The organism is Priestia sp. D51, assembly GCF_053345675.1.
In genome coordinates this window covers 502,841-525,540 of record NZ_JBLTIR010000002.1, presented here as the reverse complement: position 1 = coordinate 525,540, position 22,700 = coordinate 502,841, and the positions used below count along the sequence as shown (strand labels likewise).

The 22,700-nt window shown below is 38.4% G+C and carries 23 protein-coding genes; 18 read left to right on the top strand and 5 right to left on the bottom strand.

Annotated elements, in window-relative coordinates; all coding sequences use genetic code 11:
• Positions 1-26: 26 nt before the first annotated feature.
• Positions 27-605 (bottom strand): hypothetical protein, encoded by a 579-nt coding sequence (locus ACNHOZ_RS09275; RefSeq protein WP_028412804.1) that lies wholly within the window; start codon positions 603-605, stop codon positions 27-29.
• Between the two features lie 150 nt (positions 606-755).
• Between ACNHOZ_RS09275 and ACNHOZ_RS09270 the strand changes: the two genes are divergently transcribed.
• Complete coding sequence (locus tag ACNHOZ_RS09270; RefSeq protein ID WP_048019010.1) at positions 756-1,154, top strand: FixH family protein; 399 nt, start codon at positions 756-758, stop codon at positions 1,152-1,154.
• A gap of 63 nt (positions 1,155-1,217) precedes the next feature.
• Here the strand turns inward: ACNHOZ_RS09270 and ACNHOZ_RS09265 are convergent, their stop codons facing one another.
• Positions 1,218-2,594: an aminotransferase-like domain-containing protein gene (locus ACNHOZ_RS09265; RefSeq protein WP_048019011.1), complete on the bottom strand. Its 1,377-nt coding sequence runs from the start codon at positions 2,592-2,594 to the stop codon at positions 1,218-1,220.
• Between the two features lie 150 nt (positions 2,595-2,744).
• Between ACNHOZ_RS09265 and ACNHOZ_RS09260 the strand changes: the two genes are divergently transcribed.
• Together ACNHOZ_RS09260 and ACNHOZ_RS09255 are read left to right on the top strand one after the other, a co-directional pair.
• Entirely contained in the window at positions 2,745-3,662 is a 918-nt protein-coding gene (locus tag ACNHOZ_RS09260; RefSeq protein WP_048019012.1) for a DMT family transporter, read from the top strand.
• Positions 3,663-3,956: 294 nt separating this feature from the next.
• Positions 3,957-5,288: a polysaccharide biosynthesis protein gene (locus ACNHOZ_RS09255; protein ID WP_013057669.1), complete on the top strand. Its 1,332-nt coding sequence runs from the start codon at positions 3,957-3,959 to the stop codon at positions 5,286-5,288.
• A gap of 35 nt (positions 5,289-5,323) precedes the next feature.
• Here ACNHOZ_RS09255 and ACNHOZ_RS09250 read toward each other — a convergent pair whose 3' ends face one another.
• Positions 5,324-7,114, bottom strand: a complete 1,791-nt coding sequence (locus ACNHOZ_RS09250) for a transglycosylase domain-containing protein (RefSeq protein ID WP_034270090.1) — start codon at positions 7,112-7,114, stop codon at positions 5,324-5,326.
• Positions 7,115-7,936: 822 nt separating this feature from the next.
• On the opposite strand from ACNHOZ_RS09250, the gene ACNHOZ_RS09245 reads away from it, so the two are divergent.
• From ACNHOZ_RS09245 to ACNHOZ_RS09220, 6 genes are all read left to right on the top strand, one after another.
• Positions 7,937-8,539, top strand: a complete 603-nt coding sequence (locus tag ACNHOZ_RS09245) for an alpha/beta hydrolase (protein ID WP_033579450.1) — start codon at positions 7,937-7,939, stop codon at positions 8,537-8,539.
• A gap of 290 nt (positions 8,540-8,829) precedes the next feature.
• On the top strand, positions 8,830-9,540 hold the full coding sequence (locus ACNHOZ_RS09240) for a polysaccharide deacetylase family protein (RefSeq protein ID WP_048019013.1): 711 nt from the start codon (positions 8,830-8,832) through the stop codon (positions 9,538-9,540).
• 15 nt (positions 9,541-9,555) lie between these two features.
• Positions 9,556-10,149 (top strand): DedA family protein, encoded by a 594-nt coding sequence (locus tag ACNHOZ_RS09235; RefSeq protein WP_048019014.1) that lies wholly within the window; start codon positions 9,556-9,558, stop codon positions 10,147-10,149.
• Positions 10,146-11,279 carry an MGDG synthase family glycosyltransferase gene (locus ACNHOZ_RS09230; protein ID WP_028412812.1) on the top strand — a complete coding sequence of 378 codons (1,134 nt, stop codon included), beginning with the start codon at positions 10,146-10,148 and terminating at the stop codon, positions 11,277-11,279. Before ACNHOZ_RS09235 ends, ACNHOZ_RS09230 begins: the two co-directional genes overlap by 4 nt.
• 92 nt (positions 11,280-11,371) lie before the next feature.
• Positions 11,372-12,121, top strand: coding sequence for an oxygen-insensitive NADPH nitroreductase (gene nfsA / locus ACNHOZ_RS09225; protein WP_028412813.1), 750 nt, complete (start codon positions 11,372-11,374; stop codon positions 12,119-12,121).
• Positions 12,122-12,551: 430 nt separating this feature from the next.
• The gene (locus ACNHOZ_RS09220; protein WP_063247733.1) at positions 12,552-13,409 is read left to right on the top strand and encodes a 3D domain-containing protein; all 858 of its coding nucleotides are present in this window, start codon (positions 12,552-12,554) and stop codon (positions 13,407-13,409) included.
• An 80-nt stretch (positions 13,410-13,489) separates the two neighbouring features.
• Here ACNHOZ_RS09220 and ACNHOZ_RS09215 read toward each other — a convergent pair whose 3' ends face one another.
• Complete coding sequence (locus ACNHOZ_RS09215) at positions 13,490-14,632, bottom strand: C40 family peptidase (RefSeq protein ID WP_048019016.1); 1,143 nt, start codon at positions 14,630-14,632, stop codon at positions 13,490-13,492.
• A 194-nt stretch (positions 14,633-14,826) separates the two neighbouring features.
• Here ACNHOZ_RS09215 and ACNHOZ_RS09210 point away from each other — a divergent pair, with 194 nt between their 5' ends.
• The 8 genes from ACNHOZ_RS09210 (at position 14,827) to ACNHOZ_RS09175 (ending at position 20,978) form a co-directional block, all read left to right on the top strand.
• Entirely contained in the window at positions 14,827-15,876 is a 1,050-nt protein-coding gene (locus ACNHOZ_RS09210; protein WP_048019017.1) for an anthranilate phosphoribosyltransferase, read from the top strand.
• A 152-nt stretch (positions 15,877-16,028) separates the two neighbouring features.
• Positions 16,029-16,331, top strand: coding sequence for an urease subunit gamma (locus ACNHOZ_RS09205; protein WP_013057659.1), 303 nt, complete (start codon positions 16,029-16,031; stop codon positions 16,329-16,331).
• Positions 16,332-16,345: 14 nt separating this feature from the next.
• Positions 16,346-16,672 carry an urease subunit beta gene (locus ACNHOZ_RS09200; protein WP_028412817.1) on the top strand — a complete coding sequence of 109 codons (327 nt, stop codon included), beginning with the start codon at positions 16,346-16,348 and terminating at the stop codon, positions 16,670-16,672.
• A gap of 1 nt (position 16,673) precedes the next feature.
• The gene (gene ureC, locus ACNHOZ_RS09195) at positions 16,674-18,383 is read left to right on the top strand and encodes an urease subunit alpha (protein ID WP_028412818.1); all 1,710 of its coding nucleotides are present in this window, start codon (positions 16,674-16,676) and stop codon (positions 18,381-18,383) included.
• Positions 18,384-18,392: 9 nt separating this feature from the next.
• Positions 18,393-18,839: an urease accessory protein UreE gene (gene ureE, locus ACNHOZ_RS09190; RefSeq protein ID WP_048019018.1), complete on the top strand. Its 447-nt coding sequence runs from the start codon at positions 18,393-18,395 to the stop codon at positions 18,837-18,839.
• On the top strand, positions 18,832-19,518 hold the full coding sequence (locus ACNHOZ_RS09185; protein ID WP_048019019.1) for an urease accessory protein UreF: 687 nt from the start codon (positions 18,832-18,834) through the stop codon (positions 19,516-19,518). Before ureE ends, ACNHOZ_RS09185 begins: the two co-directional genes overlap by 8 nt.
• 39 nt (positions 19,519-19,557) lie before the next feature.
• Positions 19,558-20,172, top strand: a complete 615-nt coding sequence (gene ureG / locus ACNHOZ_RS09180; RefSeq protein ID WP_028412821.1) for an urease accessory protein UreG — start codon at positions 19,558-19,560, stop codon at positions 20,170-20,172.
• Positions 20,169-20,978, top strand: coding sequence for an urease accessory protein UreD (locus ACNHOZ_RS09175; protein WP_048019020.1), 810 nt, complete (start codon positions 20,169-20,171; stop codon positions 20,976-20,978). Before ureG ends, ACNHOZ_RS09175 begins: the two co-directional genes overlap by 4 nt.
• Positions 20,979-21,233: 255 nt before the next feature.
• Here the strand turns inward: ACNHOZ_RS09175 and ACNHOZ_RS09170 are convergent, their stop codons facing one another.
• Positions 21,234-21,872 (bottom strand): HoxN/HupN/NixA family nickel/cobalt transporter, encoded by a 639-nt coding sequence (locus tag ACNHOZ_RS09170; protein ID WP_028412823.1) that lies wholly within the window; start codon positions 21,870-21,872, stop codon positions 21,234-21,236.
• A 272-nt stretch (positions 21,873-22,144) separates the two neighbouring features.
• On the opposite strand from ACNHOZ_RS09170, the gene ACNHOZ_RS09165 reads away from it, so the two are divergent.
• On the top strand, positions 22,145-22,606 hold the full coding sequence (locus tag ACNHOZ_RS09165) for a hypothetical protein (protein WP_033579442.1): 462 nt from the start codon (positions 22,145-22,147) through the stop codon (positions 22,604-22,606).
• Positions 22,607-22,700: the final 94 nt, after the last annotated feature.

Below are 22,700 nucleotides of genomic sequence, written 5' to 3'. Positions count from 1 at the left end.
ATAAAAAAACTTTAAACAATGGCAAGTTATGAAAAGGTAGCGTGAATCATAAACAAAACCAAAAAAGAGATAGCAAATTTAAGATGCCACTTTTTATCTGTACGCTTATAGCGCTTCACGCCCATCACGAGCAGACAAGCTAGAACAGCCATCGTGATAATTCCTGAAAAGTACGTAAAATTTGCTTGAAATCCTTTTATCAAAGCCATATAACCATGTAAAATAATCAAAGCAGTTGATATAAGGGCAACGGGAACGTGCCACTGACGAACGTACTTGGCTAAAAACTGAATAAGCGGTTTTAACTCAAACTTTCCTTTTTTAATTTGCGATATCGGTTTCCATTTTAATAATAAAAAGATAGGATAAATAGCTAAAGCTGCAAAGAAACCAATTCGTGCGATAGAACCAAGCTCTTTAAAATTCCCTTCGTATATTTTAGAATCAAGCGGAAGGGAATGTTTATAAATAGGGACGTAAATAAGCCCTGCTACAACTAGTAAAAAAGAGATAGTAAAGATAAAGATCACTTTTTTACGCTCACTTTTATTTTTGATTAACGTCTGTAGCCATGATTTTTTAGCTGGAGATTTAGCGGAATTCATTTTCTTCCTCCTTGGAAAAATCTAGTTAGTATCAGTATGAACTTTTTTTCTTAAAAAATCTTTAAAAATCCTTCTTTTTTTAAAAAATTCATTTTTTTCTTTGCAATACGCGTTATAGTTAAACAAAGGGTTTAAAAAGGAGATGAATACATGAAAAAAAGAATAAGTATATCTATAATCAGTCTTTGTTTACTTTTAACAGCCTGTGGTCAGGAACCTGCTCAAAGCACAAATGCTGAGAAGCCAAAACCGTTGGACGTAAACCTTCAAGGCCCAGAGAAGTTACAGAAAAATGAAAACGGTATCTACAAAGCCGAAGTTACATATGGAGACGAAAAAGTAAAAAATGATGACGTTGAAATGATTGAATTTGAAATAGAGAAAAAAGATGGCGAAGGGAAAGGGAAGATGTTAAAGCCTAAACAAATAGGAAAAGGTGTATATGAGATACAAACATCTTTCTCTGAGCCTGGCACATATACCGTGCAGTCACATGTTTCTGCAAAAGGGACGCATAACATGCCTCTTATAACCGTTACGGTTAAATAAAAGAAGTCAAGGATGCTAATTCCTTGGCTTCTTTTCGTTTAGTATGTCCGTTAAATTCCCATTCTACAAGGGGAAAAGGTTATTTGGAATAGGATGATGTTTTCTATCATCAATTAAAGTAATGCACTGAGCCAGCTGTTCAATCCCTCGTTTGATCGTATTCTTATTTACTTGTGAGATGCTTAATCGGAGAAGCGTGTCTCGTTTATATTCTGGTAAAAAAAATCTAGAAGCATCATCAACATATATGTGCTGCTCGTTTAGCATGTGGACGATCTGTTTTGCTTTCACATGCTCAGGTAAACTAATGGATAAATAGAATCCTGAAGGTGGCTTAGAAAAATGTGTATGAGCGGGCAGCAGTGAATCACATGCTTCTACAAGAGTTTGCATTTTGGTATGGTATACCTCTTTTATCTTTTTAAGATGACTAGTAAACATGCCGCTTTTTAAATAAATTTCAAGAGCGCCTTGGGAAAGCGCTGAACTATTAAAATCTGAACTGAATTTATATCGTAAAAAGTTGCTATTCATTAACGAAGGAAGCACGATAGCAGCAATGCGTAACCCAGGAAGAAAAATTTTCGAAAAGCTTTTAATATAAATGACTCGTCCAGAAGGATTAAAAGAAAATAAAGGATCTGATTTTGCATCGGGATCAAGGTCGCCCAAAAAGTCATCCTCGACTATATATACATCGTATTTTTCGGCCAGCTCCACGATTTTTTTCTTCTCGAAATTTGTATAACAATGTCCAAGAGGATTATGGAATCTTGGAATAATATAGAAAAATTTTATGTCATTATTTCGAAAAATGTACTCCAAACGATCAAGATCAATCCCTTCCATCGATAGCTCGATCCCAAAAGTAGTAGTTTGGTGCAGGGTAAGAGACTCGATAAAACCGAAATAAGTGGGCTGTTCAATCAGGATATTATTTTTTCCATTTGGAAATGGCATAGAAACTAATAAGTGAAGAGCTTGCTGAGACCCAGATACAACAACTAACCTTTCAGCTTGAGTGAACACCTGTAGGCTCTGCAAGTGTTTCACTAACTGTACCCGCAATGAGTAAGAGCCTTGTTGATCAGAGTATGTAAAAAGCTCTTCTTTGTAGTGTTCAATTGCTTGGTTTATACAATGCTGAAATTCAAGATAAGGCATAACGTTTTTATCTGGACCAGCAGACAAGAAATCAATCACTTCATTTTCATTCGTCCTATGTTGAAATTCTGCCACAACGTAGTAGCCGCTTTTAGGAACAGAATAAATTAAATGCTCTTTTTCTAATTCGCTGTACGCTTTAATAACGGTATTCTTGCTGCACGAAAAATGGTGGGAGAGTCGGCGAACAGAAGGGAGTTTACCACCTGCAATAAGCGATCCATTTGCTAGGCCAAGCTTAATTTCTTCCATGATTTTTAGATATTTCAAACTCATAGGTCCTACTCCTTTAATTTGTACCCGTACAGTTAGGTAAAAGAATGATTTATTTTACTAGTTGTCCTGCGCTATCCTTTTAATTATATCAGAACTTTTTTTAGAAAAATGGTACAGTTCTGAAAAATAAAAAGACAGGGGTAGGGTAAGATGCAAAAAGAAACGAGAGAGAAAATCGGCTTATTGTTAGGGGTAGTAGGCGTTATCTGTTTTAGCTTAACCCTTCCTTCTACAAGCATTGCAGTCGAGTATTTCGGAACGACAGTCGCCGGTTTAGGAAGAACAGCTGTAGCTGCTATCTTAGTAGCTGTGATATTGATTGTACGAAAAGAAAAATTTCCTTCTCTTCGCCAATTTAAAAGTCTGCTGATCGTTGCTTTAGGCGCAGTTTTAGGGTTTCCTCTGCTCACTTCCTGGGCAATGAAATCATTGCCTGTTTCTCACGGAGCGGTTGAACTCGCTCTTTTACCATTAGCCACAGCCGGTTTTGCGATGTTTAGAGGAGGGGAACGTCCTTCTTTCAAATTCTGGATATCAAGCATGATTGGTTCTGCGGCTGTTATCGTGTATGCTCTTCACCTCGGATTTGGTCAACTGCAGTTTGCCGATGCCGCTTTACTAGCAGCGGTGCTGATACTTGGACTGAGCTACGCAGAAGGAGGGGTGTTGGCAAGAGAATTAGGCAGCTGGCAGGTAATTGCTTGGGCCATTATCATCGGTGCGCCATTTTTTATGATTCCAGTGGGACTAAGCATTACAGCTGAGATGCTTCATGCGCCTTTAAAAGCGTGGGTTAGTTTGATTTATCTATCAGTTGTGAGTCAATTTTTAGCATACGTTGCTTGGTACAGCGGGATGGCTATGGGGGGAATAGCGAGAGTTAGCCAGGTTCAATATTTGCAGCCATTTTTAATGATTCTGTTTGCAGCTCTATTTCTAGGCGAATCAATTACACTTTTTACTCTTGCTATAGCAATAATTGTTGTCTTTTCGGTTGTGCTAGGCAAAAACGCCTCGGTATCAAAAAAAGAAGTGCATCCCCAGAAAATGATGAATAAAGACGCTTAACTAATATGTAAATTTGTTACATTAAAACAGCATGCTCTATTTCCGTTAGCAATCGGCAGGTTCATTCAGTCTCCTGTTTTTCTATGTAAGTTTCAAGAGCCAAAGTATAAGAAATGAATGAATTTCCTATGTAAAAAAGGTATATAACGGTTTTTTTTCACATAGGTTGAACATTATACAAGAACTTGTACACCGAAAAAATACAATTAGACAAATAATTCGTATGGGGCTTGTCATATACATAGAGAGAAGAGGTAGTGATGAAAAAGGACGGGAGATAGAGGAGATAACGAGATGAACACTTTTTTGAAAGGAACGTTTATTCTAGCAGGTGCTGCCTTTGCAGGAGAGTTAATTGAATTTCTTGTAAATATGGTACTTGCTAGAGAATTAGGAAGGGAAGGCATGGGCATGTACATGACTGTTCTTCCTATCATTTTTCTTATTGCCACCGTAGCCAACTTAGAACTGCCTATTTCTATTTCTAAATTTCTTGCTGAACATCATCGCAAAGAACATCAGCATATGATGAAGCATGCCACCATTTTTGCGACTGCTGTGAGCTTGGGGATTTTTTTTATTACACTGGCCGTATTAGCAGCCTTTCCATTTTTCAGTCACTATCATCCTTACTTGAAATGGGTTGTACTATGTTTCATTCCGGTTGTTTCATTTTCAGCGGTGCTTCGTGGATATTTTACGGGTAAAAATAATATGACGACCATCGCTGTGTCTAATTTTATTCGCAAAGCCTTTCAGCTAACTATTTTATTTGTTGTTTTTCAAATGTTCGCTTTCACAGATGTTAAAATGTCTCTGTTTATTGCGATTTGTACACTGATTGGAACCGAAGCTGTTATTTTGCTTTATTTTTTTATCACGTATGTTACTCAGTTAAGTGTTTTATCAAGAGGGCACAGGCCTCTGCTTTCTCCAAGTGAGATTCGGAAAAAGCTGTTAGGCGTCTCACTTCCGACCACGGGACTGCGTTTATTTAATGCGGTATGTAATGCTATTCAGCCGTTTTTAATCAAACACGCGCTCGTTTTATCGGGCATGACGTTAACCGGGGCAACGCAGCATTTTGGTATGCTAACAGGGGTAGCGATGTCGATCGGCTTTTTTCCGGCTTTCTTTGCTCACTCTCTTTTAGTAGCACTCATACCTGCTGTATCTGAAGCTCATGCGAAAAATCAGGAAGAACAGCTTCAAAGACTTTTGACTCAAAGTATGCAAATGACATTTTTATATGGGATTCCGTCTATAGTGGCGATGTATTTCTTTGCTGAGCCGCTTACTAACTTGTTTTTTCATTCTACAGAAGCCGTGTACTATCTAAAGGCTTTATGGCCATATTTTCTTTTTCACTTCTTTGCCGTCCCGCTTCAAGCTTATTTAATTGGACTCGGCTATGTAAAAGATGCTTTTTATCATACGATTTGGTCTCATATTGTCTCTTTTTCCCTGATGTTTTTCTTAGGATCACAAACAAATATTGGCATGCAGGGAATTATTATCGGGATGAACTGTGGCGTGGTTGTTTTGACCGTTCTGCATTATGTAACGATTTGCAAAGTCATTAACGTTTCCTTTTTTTCACTTAAGCATAAAACGCATTTATCTTAAAAAAACCTCCAACAGTGAAGTTGGAGGTTTTTTGGTTACCAGTTATTCATAATTGAGCTAAACAGTGTAGCAGGGTCTTGTCCGCCGCCGCCTGATAAGTATTTCGTTGTTTGCGTAGAATTAGCATTATCAAAGCCAGCGTGGATAGAAACGACTGCATCATCGGTATACCCGACAAACCAAGCATCTTTGACGTCGTTGGTTGTACCGGTTTTACCTGCAGCATCTCGTGAAGAACGAGCGTTAACACCTGTTCCATAGCTTTTTTCAATTACGTCTTGCAGCATGGATGTCATTGTATCCGCATTTTCTTCACTCATTACTCGCTCTGTCTGAATGTCTGGCTTTTTCACTTCACCGTCGCGCATCTCAATTTTTCGAATTGCGTACGGCTTAGTCATCACGCCTTTGTTAGCGAAGGTTGTATATCCTTGTGCTAACTGAAGGGGAGAGAACGTTGTCGTCGTTCCTCCAAGAGCAAGTCCTAATTTTGACTTATCGTCATCTTCAAGAGGAAGTCCAGCTTTTTCCATGAATTTTACGCTTGTATCAATACCAATTTGTTTTAAAAGCCAAACAGCTGGAACGTTAAGTGAACGAGTAAGTGCTTCACGCATTGTCACATGCTTTTGATATTCACCTTCTGCGTTTTTAGGGCTATATCCACCGCCAAAGTCTTGTCGTTCGTCACTTAAGAGTGAAGTTGGTGTATAATCTCCAGTTTCTAGTGCTGGACCGTATACGGCTAAAGGCTTAATAGCTGAACCAAGCTGATAGCCGCTTGTAGCACGGTTTAAGCCGTTTCGTTCATAGCTGCGTCCTCCATACATCGCTGAAATCCCGCCTGTTTTAGGGTTGACAGCTGAAATCCCAACCTCTACTTTGCTGTTGATGTCATCATCTCGGAACGTATGATTTGCTACAGAGTTATTAATCGATTCCTGTAAATTAGGATCTAAATCTGTATAGATGGCATAACCACCCTTATAAAGGTCATCAGCAGATACGCCATATTGTTGAGCAGCTTCTTTAATTACATAATCAATAAATGCTTGATTCGAGTTCGGTTTTTTAACCGGAATACTAGGCTCGACTACGCGTTCGTTTAACGCTTGCTGATACTGAGTATCGCTAATAACGTTTTGGTCATGCATCAGTTTCAATACAACGTTTCGTCGGGCTGTTGCTTTTTCTGTACTATTGCTTGGTGAATACGTACTCGGCGCTTTTGGGAGTCCTGCTAAAAGCGCAGCTTCGCCTACGGTTAAATCTGATACAGGCTTATTAAAATAAATCTGAGAAGCTGCACCAATACCGTATACACCGCTTCCGAAATAAATTTGATTTAAATATAATTCCAAAATTTGATCTTTTGTAAATTGTCTTTCTAAGCCTAGTGATAGAAACATTTCATCTACTTTACGTTTAATGGTCTTATCACTAGATAAGTAAAGATTTCTTGCTAACTGCTGCGTAATGGTACTTGCGCCTTCAGCTTTACTCATTGTTACAATGTTCTTAAAAAGGGCGCGGCCAATACCTTGTAAATCAATCCCAAAATGCTTGTAAAAGCGACGGTCTTCCGTTGCAACAAACGCCATTTTTACATAATCGGGAATTTCATTGCTCGAAACATTTTGACGGGGAACGGTTTTATACAATTCGTCAATCTTACGGTCATTTTTGTCATAGACTACCGTACTTTGAACCGACTGCAGTTTCGAGTAAGATAAATCAGCCGTTTGCTGAAATTGCTTTAATACATAGGTAACTCCTAGCATTACAATTAAAACAACGACTAAAAAGGCTAAAATAAATTTCCTCATGTTGGTTCACTCCACTAAGTAATAATTCCATGTTCACACATAGCTACATTCTTCGTCTTTACAAGGTCGTTATGTAAAGAATGCTGAAGTTTGTTGACCCATTCAATCTTTTAACAAAGAGATGGGTGATAAAGTATTAACGTTTACAAGCTGACGCGCTAAGTTTAATAAAGGCTATTATTCAAGTGCAGGTAAGTTTTTAGGGTATAAGACGATTGACATAAATAGCTCTTTACGCAGTTATTTTTTGCTTACTCGCAGATGCTTCGTTTTTTTATTAAACTGAAACAAAGTGAAATACAATCATCTGAACTTAGTTTACCCATAAATTTGTGTTTGTCAAATAAAGTCGTATAAAGCACCATTCGGGGCTTTGTTCCCCTTTATGAAAAACCAAGGGGGTATTTTACGTTCTGTTTCTCATAGAAAAAAGTTGTTATAACACGTATAAGAAATACGATTTAGTACGCTCGGGTATAAATGCTGATATCTGTTGAAAGTAACGAAATAAAGAAAAAATTAACTAATTTATCAGACTAGGGCACTTTTTATACGAAGGAGGACGGGCGAGTTTTAATTATTATCCACCTTTTGACGGGAGCACTTAGATAAAAGTGGAATATTTCTTTACCCGCTGTAAGTCAAACGAATTAAATACCTAGCTGCATATGAGCAATGGCCATATGAAGTTATTCAGTATTATGTGATACTGCCAGCAAAACATACAGGTATTTCTTTGACAGTAGTTCCTTTACAAATGCTTCGAAAGTTCTTATAATAAAATTATCTTTAATTCGAGATATTTAAAAGGAGTGGATATACGTGAAACATATTTTTAAAAAAGGAACGGACGAGACGAAACCGACTTTATTGCTGTTGCATGGTACAGGAGGTACAGAACAAGATCTGCTCCCTGTTGCAGATATGATTGATTCCTCTTGCTCCGTATTATCTGTAAGAGGAAATGTACTAGAAAACGGAATGCCCCGTTTCTTTAGACGTTTACAAGAAGGAATATTTGATATAGAAGATTTAATTGAACGTACAAAAGAACTTCATCAATTTTTAGATGAAGCGGCTGAAACATATTCATTCGACCGACACAACATCGTAGCTGTAGGCTACTCAAATGGTGCCAATATTGCAGGAAGTTTGCTGTTTCATTATGAGAATTCTTTAAAAGGGGCGGCTCTTCTTCATCCGATGGTTCCAAGAAGAGGAATTGAAGTGCCTAAGACCGACGCCTCTATCTTTATCGGCGCAGGTACAAACGATCCTATTTGCCCAGCATCAGAAACGGAAGAACTTTCTGCTCTTTTAGAAAAAGCCGGAGCGGACGTACAGGTCCATTGGGAATCATTTGGACATCAGTTAACACGAACAGAAATTGAAGCAGCTGAAAAATGGTATCGGTCAAAATTTTAATTTCAAAACTTTCCGCACTCGTGCGGGAAGTTTTTTTATTTTCAAAAAACAAGGACAGTTATCATACAAAAGATAGATATAAATGGTAAAAAGTACTTTTTTTACTGAATGAAGGGAAATTTTATGATATCATTTTATTTCCGGTATATCCTTGCAGAACAGCTATTTTTAGGTAAAGTATCAAATTATTTTAAAATTCCTGGCTTCTATCACAAAAAAATGAAACCAAAGTCTGAGTAAACCGTTATAATAAATGCAGGATTTAAATTCAAAAGGATGGTTAAAAGCATATGACTCGTTTTTTTATTGTTTTACTTTTCGTTCTAATGGTTATATGTGTATATACCATTATTTCGCAAACCCTTTACCGTCGCTATCATTCATCAGTCATAATAAAAGGGGCAAAAAAGCATAAAATAGCTATAACATTTGACGATGGGCCTCATCCTGTTTATACGCCAAAAATTTTGGACTTGTTCAAACTGCATGAAATGAAAGCTACTTTTTTTATTGTGGGAGAACTAGGGGAAAAACACCCGTCTATTTTAAACAGGATGATTGATGAAGGACATGAAGTAGCTATACATCATCATCGTCACGTGAGTGCATGGACGCAAACACCTTGGCAATTAAAAAGACAAATTCATCATTGTGCACAGGTTATAGAGAAAGTAACAAATCAAAAGCCGCTTTTTTATCGTCCGCCGTGGGGACATTTAAATATGAGCAGTTTATTAATGGCCAAGCCATATCACCTCGTAATCTGGACAGGAATCTTTCAGGATTGGACACTAAAAACAACGAAAACGGCATTAGTTCAAAAACTAATGCGTAAAGTAGAAGATGGAGCCATTTTTGTTTTACACGATAATGGAGATACCCCGGGAGCAGATGAAAAAGCACCTGAAATGACGATTGCGGCGTTAGAAGAATTTTTACCTTACTTAAAACAGCAAGGGTATGAAAGTATAACCATGCAGCAATTGATGAATCAATCGTAAATAGAGGAGCGAGCAGTGGACTTAACAATTATTTCTCAGTATATACATTCCTATGGTTATATTGTTATTTTACTTGTACTTTTTTGTGGGATTGTTGGAATTCCAGCGCCTGAAGAATCATTTTTAATATTATTAGGCATGTTTATTGCCAAACATCAGCTGAACTTATACGAATCATCTCTTTTTGCTTTTTTAGGTGTTATAACTGGAATGCTTACTGCTTACGGGCTAGGAAGGTATGCGGGAACCCCATTTTTTGATAAATACGGAAAATACGTAGGGTTAACCAAAGAGAAAATTGAAGCGGCAAGCGGCAGCTACCATAAATATGGGATATGGACCATTTTATTTGGTTTATATATTCCAGGCTTACGTCAAATTAGCCCATATATGGCAGGAATAAGTCGCTATCCGTTTTTGCTTTATTTGCTGTTATCGGTGGTAGGCAGTCTAGTATGGGTCCTTTCTTTTCTCGTTCTAGGTTACTATGTAGGAGACCGGATTCATATTTCGTATATCATTATCGGAGCTGTAGCTTTTTTTGTTATTTATTTACTTATAAAAAGAAAAAGAAACCGAAAACGTCTTGAGAGGAGGGATGGTCAATGAGGAAGGTTCTGTTCTTGCCGCTTTTTCAGATGCCATCTGGTCATCACCAAGTAGCAGACGCCGTTATGGATGCCATCATGGAACGTTTTTCCCACGTTATTTGTCAAAAAATTGATTGTTTAAGCTATTGGAGCAAACCGCTTGAACAAATGATTTCATCGATATACATGAAATGGATTTCTGTTTTTCCAAAGCAGTTTGAAAAATTTTATTACGGGCATGTATACAAAAAAAACGACCATACGATGGATGATTTTGTCGTGAAAAAGTGGCCGATTATCGAATATCATATGAAGAAATTAATTGATGCAGAGCAGCCCGACGTCATTGTTTGCACACACAGCTTTCCTTCCTGTGTATTAAGCGGCTTAAAAGAAAAAGGAATCATTGATCTTCCTATTATAAACGTATACACCGACTTCTTAGTAAGCGACGTATGGGGTAAAAATGGAATCGAACTTCACTGCGTGCCTGATCAGGATACGAAAGCATTTCTACAAAACGTTCACGGTGTAAAAGAGTCTTCTATTTATGTAACGGGCATTCCCGTTCATAAAGCGTTTTTAAAAAGACGGATTGACCATCTCATGCCCCAGAAGCATATCCTGATTGCCGGAGGAAATTCGGGCCTTGGGAATGTACGCAAAATGCTTCAGCAGCTTCCGCAAAACTGTACGTATATGTATTATGTGCTGTGTGGAAAAAATAAAAAGTTGTATCAAGAACTAGTGAAACTAAACCACCCGAAAGTTAAAGCGGTCCCGTATGTAAAATCAAGAGAGAAAATGAATGATTTATATGAAGGAGCAGATGCCATTGTCACAAAAGCAGGAGGCGTTACAATTAGCGAAGCCCTTCATAAGAGACTACCTATTTTTATTCATTCATCTCTTCCCGGTCAAGAACAAATTAACATTGAATATCTAAAAGAAAAAGAGCTGCTGATACCGCTTAATGATGCTGAAGCCTTTGAACAGCAGCTTAAGAACATTTTAGAAAATGATGTGAAACGAAACCGGTTGATAAAACGAATGGACGAATATGTAGACAGCTTAGAAGTAAAAGTAGATCGCGTGCTTGCAGATCACTTTAAGCTGTATCGATATGAGACAAGTCAAAATCAATTTTAAGCAGAACATTGGTTATTTCTTTTTACATTCGATAAACTAACTGTAGATATAACATCTGTAGAAGGTTAAATGAAGTAAAAGGAGATTATAATATGAACTCAGTTATTGAAACGATTTTAAATCATCGTTCTATTCGCAAATATGAAGACAAACCATTGTCGGAAGAGCAAATTCAGACGATTGTAGAAAGCGCACAGGCAGCTTCCACATCAAGCTATATTCAAGCGTATTCCATTATTGGAGTAAAAGATAAAGAAACGAAGCGAAAGCTTGCCCAATTAGCAGGAAATCAGCCTTACGTAGAAACAAATGGACACTTCTTTGTATTTTGCGCTGACTTTCATCGTCATGATGTCATTGCAGAAATGGAGAAAAAAGATTTATCGACAGCGCTCGAAAGCACAGAGCAGTTCATGGTAGCTATTATTGACGTTGCCCTTGCTGCGCAAAATGCAACGCTTGCTGCTGAATCAATGGGACTTGGAGCTTGTTATATTGGCGGTTTGCGTAACGAATTAGAAGAAGTAAGCAAATTGTTAAAACTGCCTCATCATGTAATCCCGTTATTTGGTCTAACGGTTGGACATCCAGCGGGTATGACGGATAAAAAGCCGCGCTTACCATTTAAACATGTGTATCATGAAGAAACATATGAGCCAAACCATGAGCAGACGAAAAAAGAATTAACGACGTATAACGAAGAAATTTCTGCTTATTACAACGAACGAACAAATGGCAAACGCCAAGACACATGGACTGGTCAAATGGCTGAAATGCTTTCCAATCCTAAGCGTATGTATATGAAAGAATTTGTTGAAAAGCAAGGATTTAATAAGAAATAAAAAGGCTGGGACAAAAGTAGTTTAGCCGAATTGAAAAGCGAACCACTCATCAGAATCTTTGATGAGCGGTTCGCTTTTTTTGTTATGGTGAACATAGGTTTCATTTATGTAGTTCCTTCTAGCAGTTGACTGGATTCATTTCCAACCTCTTTTTTGTTACGAAAAAAAACTTAATATACCCGTTAAAGGGTCAATAAAAAAGAAGAGGCATAGCCAGCAATGATAGAGAAATTTAACTATTTTGGTTAAAACAACAATAAAAAGCAGTAAAAAGTAGAAACGTTTCATCATATAGCCAAATTATCAGAAATATTACGTTTAAACGTTCCTTTTTGTTAAGTTTTGTAATAAAAGTAGCATGGCTCTGTAACGGCTGTGAAATGTGAGGATGATATCATTCAATCATTGAGTAAATAAGGAGGTATTCGTAATGAAAAAATTTATATTTACTCTAGGAACAACAGCAATCCTTTCAGCGGGATTTGTAGGTGCAGCTTCTGCTTCTACAAGCGGAACGTATCACGTAGAAAAAGGTGATACGTTATGGAAAGTCGCTCAAAAGCACAGCGTGAGCGTAGACGAGCTAAAAGATGCAAATAACTTAACATCTAATATTATTTATCCAAATCAAGAATTAAACGTAGCTACTATAAAAGAAATGACGCACAAAGTTCAGCAAGGAAATACATTATGGTCCATCAGTCAGCAATACGGCGTGACGGTAGATCAAATTAAAGAATGGAACGGACTGAAGTCAGATTTAATTTATCCTGGCGAACAACTAAAAATTCAGTCTCCAAACGGCCAAGCTCAGCAATCAAGCCCTTCAGTAGCCCAAGCTGCTCCAGAAACTCAGCAAGCTCAAGCGCCGGCTGAACAATCTCAAGAAGAACAGCAGCAAGCTCAAACTGAACAAGCTCAAAAAGAGCAGCAGCAAGCTCAAGCTGAACAAGCTCAAAAACAACAACAACCTGCTGAATCGTCACAACAAGCCAGCGGCAAATCAATGACAGTTGAAGCAACTGCCTATACGGCTAATTGTGCTGGATGTAGCGGTACAACTGCTACAGGAGTGGATTTAAAAGCAAATCCAAACCAAAAAGTAATCGCTGTTGATCCTAGTGTTATTCCGTTAGGTTCGAAAGTTTATGTAGAAGGCTATGGTGAAGCTGTAGCTGCCGATACAGGTGGAGCAATTAAAGGCAATCGAATCGATGTATTCGTTCCTTCTGAAGGTGATGCTCAACAGTTCGGAAGAAAATCTGTTAAAATCACGGTTATGAACTAAGAAGTTCTTTATAAAATTGCTAGTCTAGTATAGAAATACATAGCTAGTAAAACAAAAGAGGTGCCTTATGGCACCTCTTTTTACTTTATAATACGCTTTGCGCCCGCATAGCTGTTTTTCCAGTACGCTGTTGAAAGTGATTGCGTTTTAACGCCTTTGCTGCTGACATAAATGAATTCTTGTTTGTCTAGGTAAATTCCTACGACTGAAACGGATTTGCCGTTTTTAAAGAAAACTAAATCTCCAGCCTGCAGGCTGTTTTGCTTTACGTCCGTGCCGCTTTTATACTGATCTGCTACTGTACGGGGGATAGAAATATTCGAGCCCGCGTTTTTATATACATACTGTGTGTACCCCGATACATCAAAACCTTTTGGTGTTGTGCCTCCATATTTATATGGCTTTCCGATCAGTGTTTTGGCATACGATACAATTTGCTGCTGTTTTGCACTAACAGAAGTTTGGGGTGCTGGAGACGGCGCAGGTGCGCTTGTACTTTTCACTTTCAGCACTTGTCCAACTTTTAGCGCATCTGTTTTTAAATTGTTTAATTTTTTTAATTCAGCTACCGTCATGCCGTACTTTTTAGCGACTGCTGTCAGCGTGTCTCCCTTTTTCACCGTGTAGGTGCCATTGTTATCAGCCGGTGTAGATGGAGCTGTTGGTGAAGGTTGAATATCTTCATCAAGCAAATAACTCATATTTGCGCTAAACGTTACTTTTCGCTTCGTTTTATAGCTCTTCGCTTTTTGCTGAAATTGCGTATTGTATGCGTTGATTTCTTTTTCAAAATTTGCAGAGATCTTATTAAATTCCGCGTCACTTACATCTCCATACGCATAGTCTTCAAGATCTACAATGTAATTGTAAAGAGCAATTAAGCTGTCATATAAATACCCTTGAAGCTGATCAGCTTCTGAATTAAGATGATTCATCGCGTAATTTTTATCGGTCTTTGTTAGAAACTGGTCAATTTGATCCGCAAGCTGATCATATGCCGCTAACGCTTTTTCGTCATCTTTTATTCCTTCAATTTCTTTTAGCTTTTTTTCTACGGTTTTATAAAATGGTGCGTAATAATCTGCTAGCGAATTAACGTCTTTTTGATAAACGCTCACAGAAGAAGCAGCATAAGCAGAGTGGCTAAAAACAGGCGTTGTCACCGATGCTCCTACTAAAACGGATGCTGCTATAAATGGTACAAGTAGTTTCTCTTTTTTCATTTGTAAAGTCCCCCAAATATCCAAATAATAGTATAGCAGATAGATTATACTATATTAGGTTATAAAAGAACTAGTACTTTTCCTTTAATTTCATATTTTTTAGCAGTTTGCGTACCTGATAGAAGATAATCTAAGGATCAAAGGAAATATGTGATACAATGTACAAATATTCAGTTAAAAAGGAAGTGTACGATATGCAACAATTTATCAAAGAAATAGCGCGCGGAAAAAGAGGATCAACTGACTTAACGTATGAACAAGCAAAAGAAGCAGCTCGCTTAATCGCTTCTGGACAAGCTACGGATGCTCAGATTGCTGCTTTTTTTATTGCGGAACGTATTAAAACCGAAAATGCAGATGAACTATTGGGATTCGTTCATGCTTTTCGTGAAAAAACAAAAGAGATACCGCTGTCTCAGCCGTTAAAAGATAAATCAATTGATTTTGCAAGCCCTTATGCAGGGAGAAATTCATTTTTTGCGACCATTCCTGTATCGATTTTATTAGCTGAAAGAGGTGTGCCAGCTTTTTTACACTGTACAGAAGCGCTTCCTCCAAAGTTTGGAACAACGATTGAAGATGTACTTCATTCATTACAGATCCCTCAAGCTCAAACGATTGAAGACATCGGTCATACGTTTGAAACATTAAAAATTGGCTTTGTAAATGCTGAAACAATCTCTTATCCTCTTAGTCGCATCAAACAAATTCGTCATGAAATTGGCGTAAGAACACTAATTAATACGGTTGAAAAACTATTAAATTTATCAAATGCTTCTTCTTTAATGATGGGCGCTTTTCACCGCACGGCCATTAACAAAATTGTGCCCATTTTTGCTTCGCTCCCGTTTAAACATGTATACGTGGTGCAAGGTATAGAAGGATCTGAAGATGTACCTGTACATAGAAGCAGCTTTGTTTTTACTATCTCAGAAGGAGAGATGGAGTCGTTTATTGTCAATCCAAAAGAATACGGACTGTTTGTGGAAGAAGAACACTTTGAAAAGAAAATAAGTGTTGAAAAACAAGCGGCATATGTGACGCGCATTTTGGAGGGTGAATCTTCTTCCGAACTGACTTATGTCTATAATCAAGTAGTATTAAACGCCGGCTTGCGCTATTATTTATTTGGCTATGAAACTTCTATTGAAAAAGGAGTAGACTATGCAAAACGTCAGCTAGCTGAAGGTCTGGGTTGGAAACACCTGCAGAAATGGAAAACACAAGTGATTTCAGAAGAGTAAAAGGTGAGCAAATATGCTCATCTTTTTTTATCGAAAGATATAAATCCTTTGTTTTTTATCAGAAAATTTAATATAATTAGTTGTGTATTTGCGTTAGAAAATATCACATTTGATGTTAATAAGAAAATAGATTAGCAGAAAGGAAGCTTTCATTGAAACTTACGTCGAGAGAACAAGAGAAATTAATGATTGTCGTAGCTGCAGACTTAGCAAGACGCCGTCAGACAAGAGGATTAAAACTTAACTATCCCGAGGCAGTAGCGATTATTACATACGAAATTATGGAAGGAGCTCGCGATGGCAAGACGGTAGCACAGCTAATGCGAGAAGGTACCAAGATTTTAAAACGAGAAGATGTAATGGAAGGTATTCCGGAAATGATTCATGATATTCAAGTAGAAGCTACCTTTCCAGACGGAACCAAGCTCGTCACTGTTCACGATCCAATTCGTTAAGAGGAGGGAAAAATATGATTCCAGGGGAATACGTCTTAAAAAAAGAACCGATCACATGTAATAACAGAAAGCAATCGATTAGCGTGACTGTAATCAATAGAGGCGACCGCCCCGTTCAAGTAGGTTCACATTTTCATTTTTTTGAAGTGAATGCCGCGCTCGAATTCCCCCGCGAAGCTGCGCTTGGCTATCATTTAAATATTCCAGCCGGTACAGCCGTTCGCTTTGAGCCAGGTGATGCAAAAGAAGTAGAGCTGGTTGCTTTCTCCGGAACAAGAGAAATTTACGGTCTGAACAATAAAACAAACAGATCGCTTTCTGATAGAAAGGAAGATGCATAAGATGAGTTTTCAAATGTCGCGACGTCAGTATGCAGATATGTTTGGACCAACCGTTGGAGATGCTGTTCGTTTAGCAGACACAGAGCTATTTATTGAAATTGAAAAAGATTTCACAACCTACGGAGATGAAGTGAAGTTTGGCGGAGGAAAAGTGATTCGTGACGGAATGGGGCAGCACCCTCTTGCAACGCGAAGTGAAGCAGCGGACTTAGTGTTGACAAATGCCATTATCGTTGATTATACAGGCATATATAAAGCAGATATTGGAATAAAAGATGGACTCATTCAAACTATTGGAAAAGCGGGTAATCCGCTGTTGATGGATGAAGTAGACATCATCATTGGTGCGAGTACGGAAGTAATTGCAGCTGAAGGGAAAATTGTAACCGCCGGCGGTATTGATGCGCATATTCATTTCATTTGTCCGCAGCAAATTGAAACCGCCCTTGCCTCTGGCGTGACAACGATGATTGGAGGAGGAACAGGACCTGCTACAGGAACAAAGGCTACCACTTGTACACCCGGAGCGTGGCATATCGAACGAATGCTTGAAGCCGCTGAAGCATTTCCGATGAATATTGGCTTTTTAGGAAAAGGAAATGCAAGTGCGAAAGAGCCTTTAATTGAACAAATTAAAGCAGGAGCAATTGGACTAAAGCTTCACGAAGACTGGGGAACCACGGCATCTGCCATTGACACAAGCCTGCAAGTAGCAGACGAGTACGATGTTCAAATTGCGATTCATACAGATACTTTAAATGAAGGCGGCTTTGTTGAAGATACGATTGCAGCAATTGGTGATCGAGTCATTCATACCTACCATACTGAAGGAGCTGGAGGCGGGCATGCACCTGATATTATGGAAATGGCAAGCTTTCCAAACGTGCTTCCATCATCAACTAATCCAACAAGACCCTATACGGTCAACACGCTTGAAGAGCATTTAGATATGCTCATGGTATGTCATCATCTTGATCCTGCTGTACCAGAAGACATCGCTTTTGCTGATTCCCGCATTCGCAAAGAAACGATTGCAGCTGAAGATATTTTACACGATTTAGGTGTATTCAGTATGATTTCTTCAGATTCTCAAGCAATGGGACGTGTAGGAGAAGTGATTACACGAACGTGGCAAACAGCTGATAAGATGAAAAAGCAGCGAGGAAAAATTGATGGTGACAGCGAAGTCGGCGATAACGCACGTGTCAAACGCTATGTAGCTAAATATACGATTAATCCAGCTATCGCTCATGGAATTTCCGAATACGTAGGATCTGTAGAAACAGGGAAAATAGCTGACTTAGTCCTATGGGAGCCAGCGTTTTTTGGAATAAAGCCTGACTTGATTGTAAAAGGCGGTTTAATTGCTCACAGCTTAATGGGAGACCCTAACGCTTCAATTCCAACCCCACAGCCGGTCTTATATCGTCCGATGTTTGCTTCTTATGGAAAAGCAAGAGCTAAAACCTCCGTTACGTTTGTGTCAAAAGCAGCGTATGAGAACAAAGTGGGCGAAAAACTAGGGTTACAAAAGCTGCTTAAACCAGTAAAAGATATTCGTCAGTTAAAAAAAACAGATATGAAGTTAAATGGAGAAATGCCTAAGATTGAAGTTGATCCCCAAACGTACGAAGTAAAAATAGATGGACAAATGATTACATGTGAAGCGGCAGAAGTTGTGCCTATGGCGCAGCGATACTTTTTATTTTGAGGTGAAAAAATGGTAATCGAAAAAATTATCGGAAATATAGCAACATTAGAAAAACGAGCTCCACATATAGAAAAGGTATATATCGAAAGTGATCACTTAGTAAAACGCGTTCAGCGCGTTGTAACAGATCACGGTAAGGAACTCGGAATTCGTCTGAAAGAAAACCGCGAGTTAGTTGATGGCGATGTACTATTTATGGATGAAAGCAATATGATTGTTGTGCAAGTTCTGGCAGACGATATTTTGACCATTCAGCCGATTGATATTCAGCAGATGGGAGAAATTGCTCATCAGCTTGGGAACCGCCATTTGCCGGCGCAGTTTGAAGGTGGAGACATGCTTGTACAGTACGATTATTTAGTCGAAGAACTACTTCAGCAGCTCGATATTCCCTATAAGCGCGAAAAAAGAAAAGTAAAACAAGCTTTTAAGCATATCGGACATAGTCATGACTAATTCATTGCTTTCGCTGATTCAACTATGTGATTCGAATTTCCCATCGGGTGCATTTTCGCATTCGTTTGGTTTTGAAACGTATATTCAGCGAAATCAAATTTACGACACAGAAACCTTTCAAGAAGCGCTTCGTACATACCTTGATGTTCAGCTGACGTATACGGACGGCTTAGCATGCAGGCTGGCTTATGAGTATGCTGTTCGTGACCAGTTTAACGAAATTATGAGAATTGATCATGAACTATACGCTCTTGCTTTGTCAAAAGAAACAAGAGAAGGGACAAGACGGGTGGGCCAGCGCATGTTAAAGCTTTGCTTAGAGTTATTTCAAGGCTCTTATTTAGAAAAGTATATGAGTGAAGTAAAAGCAAAGAAGGCGTACGGACATCCTGCTGTTGTATTTGCATTAGCCAGCCTGCAGTTAAACATTACAAAAGAAGAGGCAATTTTAAGTCATTTGTACGCTAGCACCTCTTCATTAATTCAAAATGCTGTTCGCGGCATACCAATCGGCCAAACCGACGGGCAAAAAACGCTCGTTCTTTTTCAGCCGCTGCTGCAGCAAGCGCTTCAGCATATTTTGCAAGCAGATCAAGAGGAATTTGGTGCCGTGACACCAGGGTTAGAAATTGCTCAAATGCAGCATGAACAACTGCATGTTCGATTGTTCATGTCATAAAAAAGGAGGGAAGGCCTTCGAATGATGAAGGCATAAAAAATGGATGCAATTAAAATTGGAATTGGTGGACCTGTTGGTGCAGGAAAAACAATGTTAGTAGAACGATTAACGCGTGCGCTAGAAGGGCAGCTCAGTATGGCAGTCATTACAAACGATATTTACACAAAAGAAGATGCACAGTTTCTAGTAAAAAACAGTATTTTGCCAGAAAATCGTATCGTAGGAGTAGAAACAGGAGGATGTCCTCATACAGCTATTCGAGAAGATGCATCCATGAACTTTGCTGCAATTGATGAGTTAGTGGAACGTCACCCCGATGTTGAACTTATTTTTGTAGAAAGCGGAGGAGATAATTTAGCCGCAACGTTTAGCCCAGAGCTCGTTGATTTTTCAATTTATATCATCGATGTAGCACAAGGAGAAAAAATCCCGCGTAAAGGCGGTCAAGGAATGATTAAATCTGATTTATTCATTATCAACAAAACAGATTTAGCCCCATATGTAGGAGCCAGTTTAGAAGTAATGGAAAAAGATACAATCCAAGCGAGAGGGCACAAGCCTTTTGTTTTCACCAATTTAAAAGAAGATAAAGGGCTCAATCAAGTGATAGAATGGATCAAAAAAGAGGCCTTTTTAATCGGCCTTGAATCATGAGCTACACGGGTTATTTAGAGCTTCGTGCAGAAAGAAACAGTGAGCGAACGGTTATTAAAGATACTTATCATTACGGGGCTTTCAAAGTTGCCAGACCTATTTACATGACTCCTGAATCACCTTTTGTTTATATGCTTCACGTAGGCGGGGGATACGTGAGCGGAGACAAATACAAAACGATGATAACGGTCGAGAAAAATGCTCAGCTGACTGCTACTACTCAATCTGCGACAAAGGTGTACAAAACACCGAACGCAGCTGTTTTACAAGAAACGTGCATAACCCTTGAAGAACAATCCATCATGGAATATATACCAGACCCGCTTATTTTGTATGAAAATGCTGCATTTGTCCAAGAAATAACGGTTCATATGGCAGAAAACGCTGCTTTGTTTATGTGTGACAGCATCACCCCGGGGTGGTCGCCGGATGGGCAGCTGTTTCAATATACCTCTATGCGTTCCAAGCTGAAACTGTATGTAAACAAGCAGCTGAAGGTATACGATCACTTATACTTGAAGCCAGAAAACCATCTGCGCGGCATGATGAAAATGGAAGGGTATACTCATTTTGGATCGATTATTATTGTTCATCCAAACGCCGACGACGCATTTATAGCGAAAGTACATCAGCTGTGCGAAGAGGCAGGCTGTAAAGCAGGAGCTTCCGCACTTCCGATTTCTGGATGTGCTATTCGAATACTAGCTGCTAGTACACAAGAAGTGGAAGAGATAATCGTCAAAGTATACGGATTGTTCCGGCAGGAGTTATTAAAAGCTGAAGTATCACTTTTGCGTAAGTATTAAAGTGCCTGTACAAAAGTATAGTAGTTAAAGAAAAATCCGAACGAGCTGAACTCTTGATAGAGAATCAAATTCGTTCGGATTTTTTTATTGGTAGGGTGAACGTAGGTTTCCCGTATGTAGTTCGTTCTAGCCGTTGATTAGAGGACAAAGCGAAGTCTTGCACAGAAATCAACAGCTGTGGAACAAGCAGTCCAGATCATTTATCCTACTTATTCGTCTTTAGATTGAATTATTTTCATTATGTTTCATTCTCTGTTAGAACCACAGACTAAATAATCCGTCGCTTACACCTAAATTATACATATAATAGAGGCCAAATATAATGCTGACAGCACCTGTTACCTGCATCAAACAGCGGTTTAACGTCACTTGCTTTTTAGTTGTAACGAATGGAATTCCAATAACCGTCGTAAATAACAGCATGCCAAGACAAGTGCCGATTCCAAAAATGATAATGTACAGCGCACCTTGCCATACGTGAGTAACGGTGCCCATCGTTACTACAACCATCGCTGCGCTTCCGGCCAGTCCATGAACAAAGCCAATGCCTAATGACTTTAAGTAAGACGTTTTTTCGTGATGCGTATGCACTTGTTTTTTGTAAGACAGAAACGATGTAAAACCGAGATAAACGAGCATAATGCCCACTAAAAATTCAAGTGACATGCTCATACGTTCAGAAATACTGCTTTTTAACACTATTAAAATCATGCCAAAAATAAACAGCGTAAGCGTATGACCAATCCCCCAGTATACTCCTGCAAGCGAAGAGCGCCACAGCTTTTTACTTTTTGAAGCAATGGTTGATACAGCGATAATGTGATCTGGTTCTAGAGCATGCTTAATTCCTAAAAAAAATCCTAGTATTAAAATTGAAAAAAAACTTGTTTCCATGTCAGCTTTCTCATCCTTTCGTACGTATAAAACTAGTATATCGCACGCTTTTGTTTTAATAAACAGAAAATTCTAAACGAAAATGTCTGGTTGAATAGCTAAAACATTTATCAATTTACAATAAGTTACAAATATTAAAGGAGATGTAGTATAAAAATTTTACATTTACAAAAACTATAAGTAAATTATTGTGAGGTTGATAACTATGGACAAAATTTCTACTGATATCATGCTGTGGAGTTCTTTTATACGTCAAAATGTTGGGATAGAACGTGACTAGACTAGAAGCTCTTTTATGGAGCATTGCGTTGCCAGGCTTTGGACAATTACTAAACAAAAAACATATAAAAGGAATTTTGTTTATTGTACTTGAATTTCTCATTAATATGGGCGCAAATTTTAATGAAGGCATTCGCTTAAGCTTTTTGGGGGAAACAAAGCAATCCCTCGAGGTAATGAACATGCAGTGGTTAATGTTTTATCCATGTTTATATTTTTTTGCAATTTGGGATGCTGTTAAAGAAGCAGAAAACGGCGCATCGAGATTTACATTTATTCCTTTTGTCTCCTGTGCTTATTTTGTTACAGTAGGCATTATGTATTCCTCAGTGACAACCATCAACGGTGTTTTTATAGGCCCAATTTGGCTCCCTATGCTGTCTGTTGTACCGGGACTGGTTATTGGACTCATTGCCAAAAAGCTATTAGAAGTGTATATACATAAGAAAAAATAAACGTCATTTCAATCTATACATCCGTAGATTTTAATGGACGTTTATTTTATTTTTGTTTATAAATAAGTAATAAAGTCTCTTATTTAGGGAACGT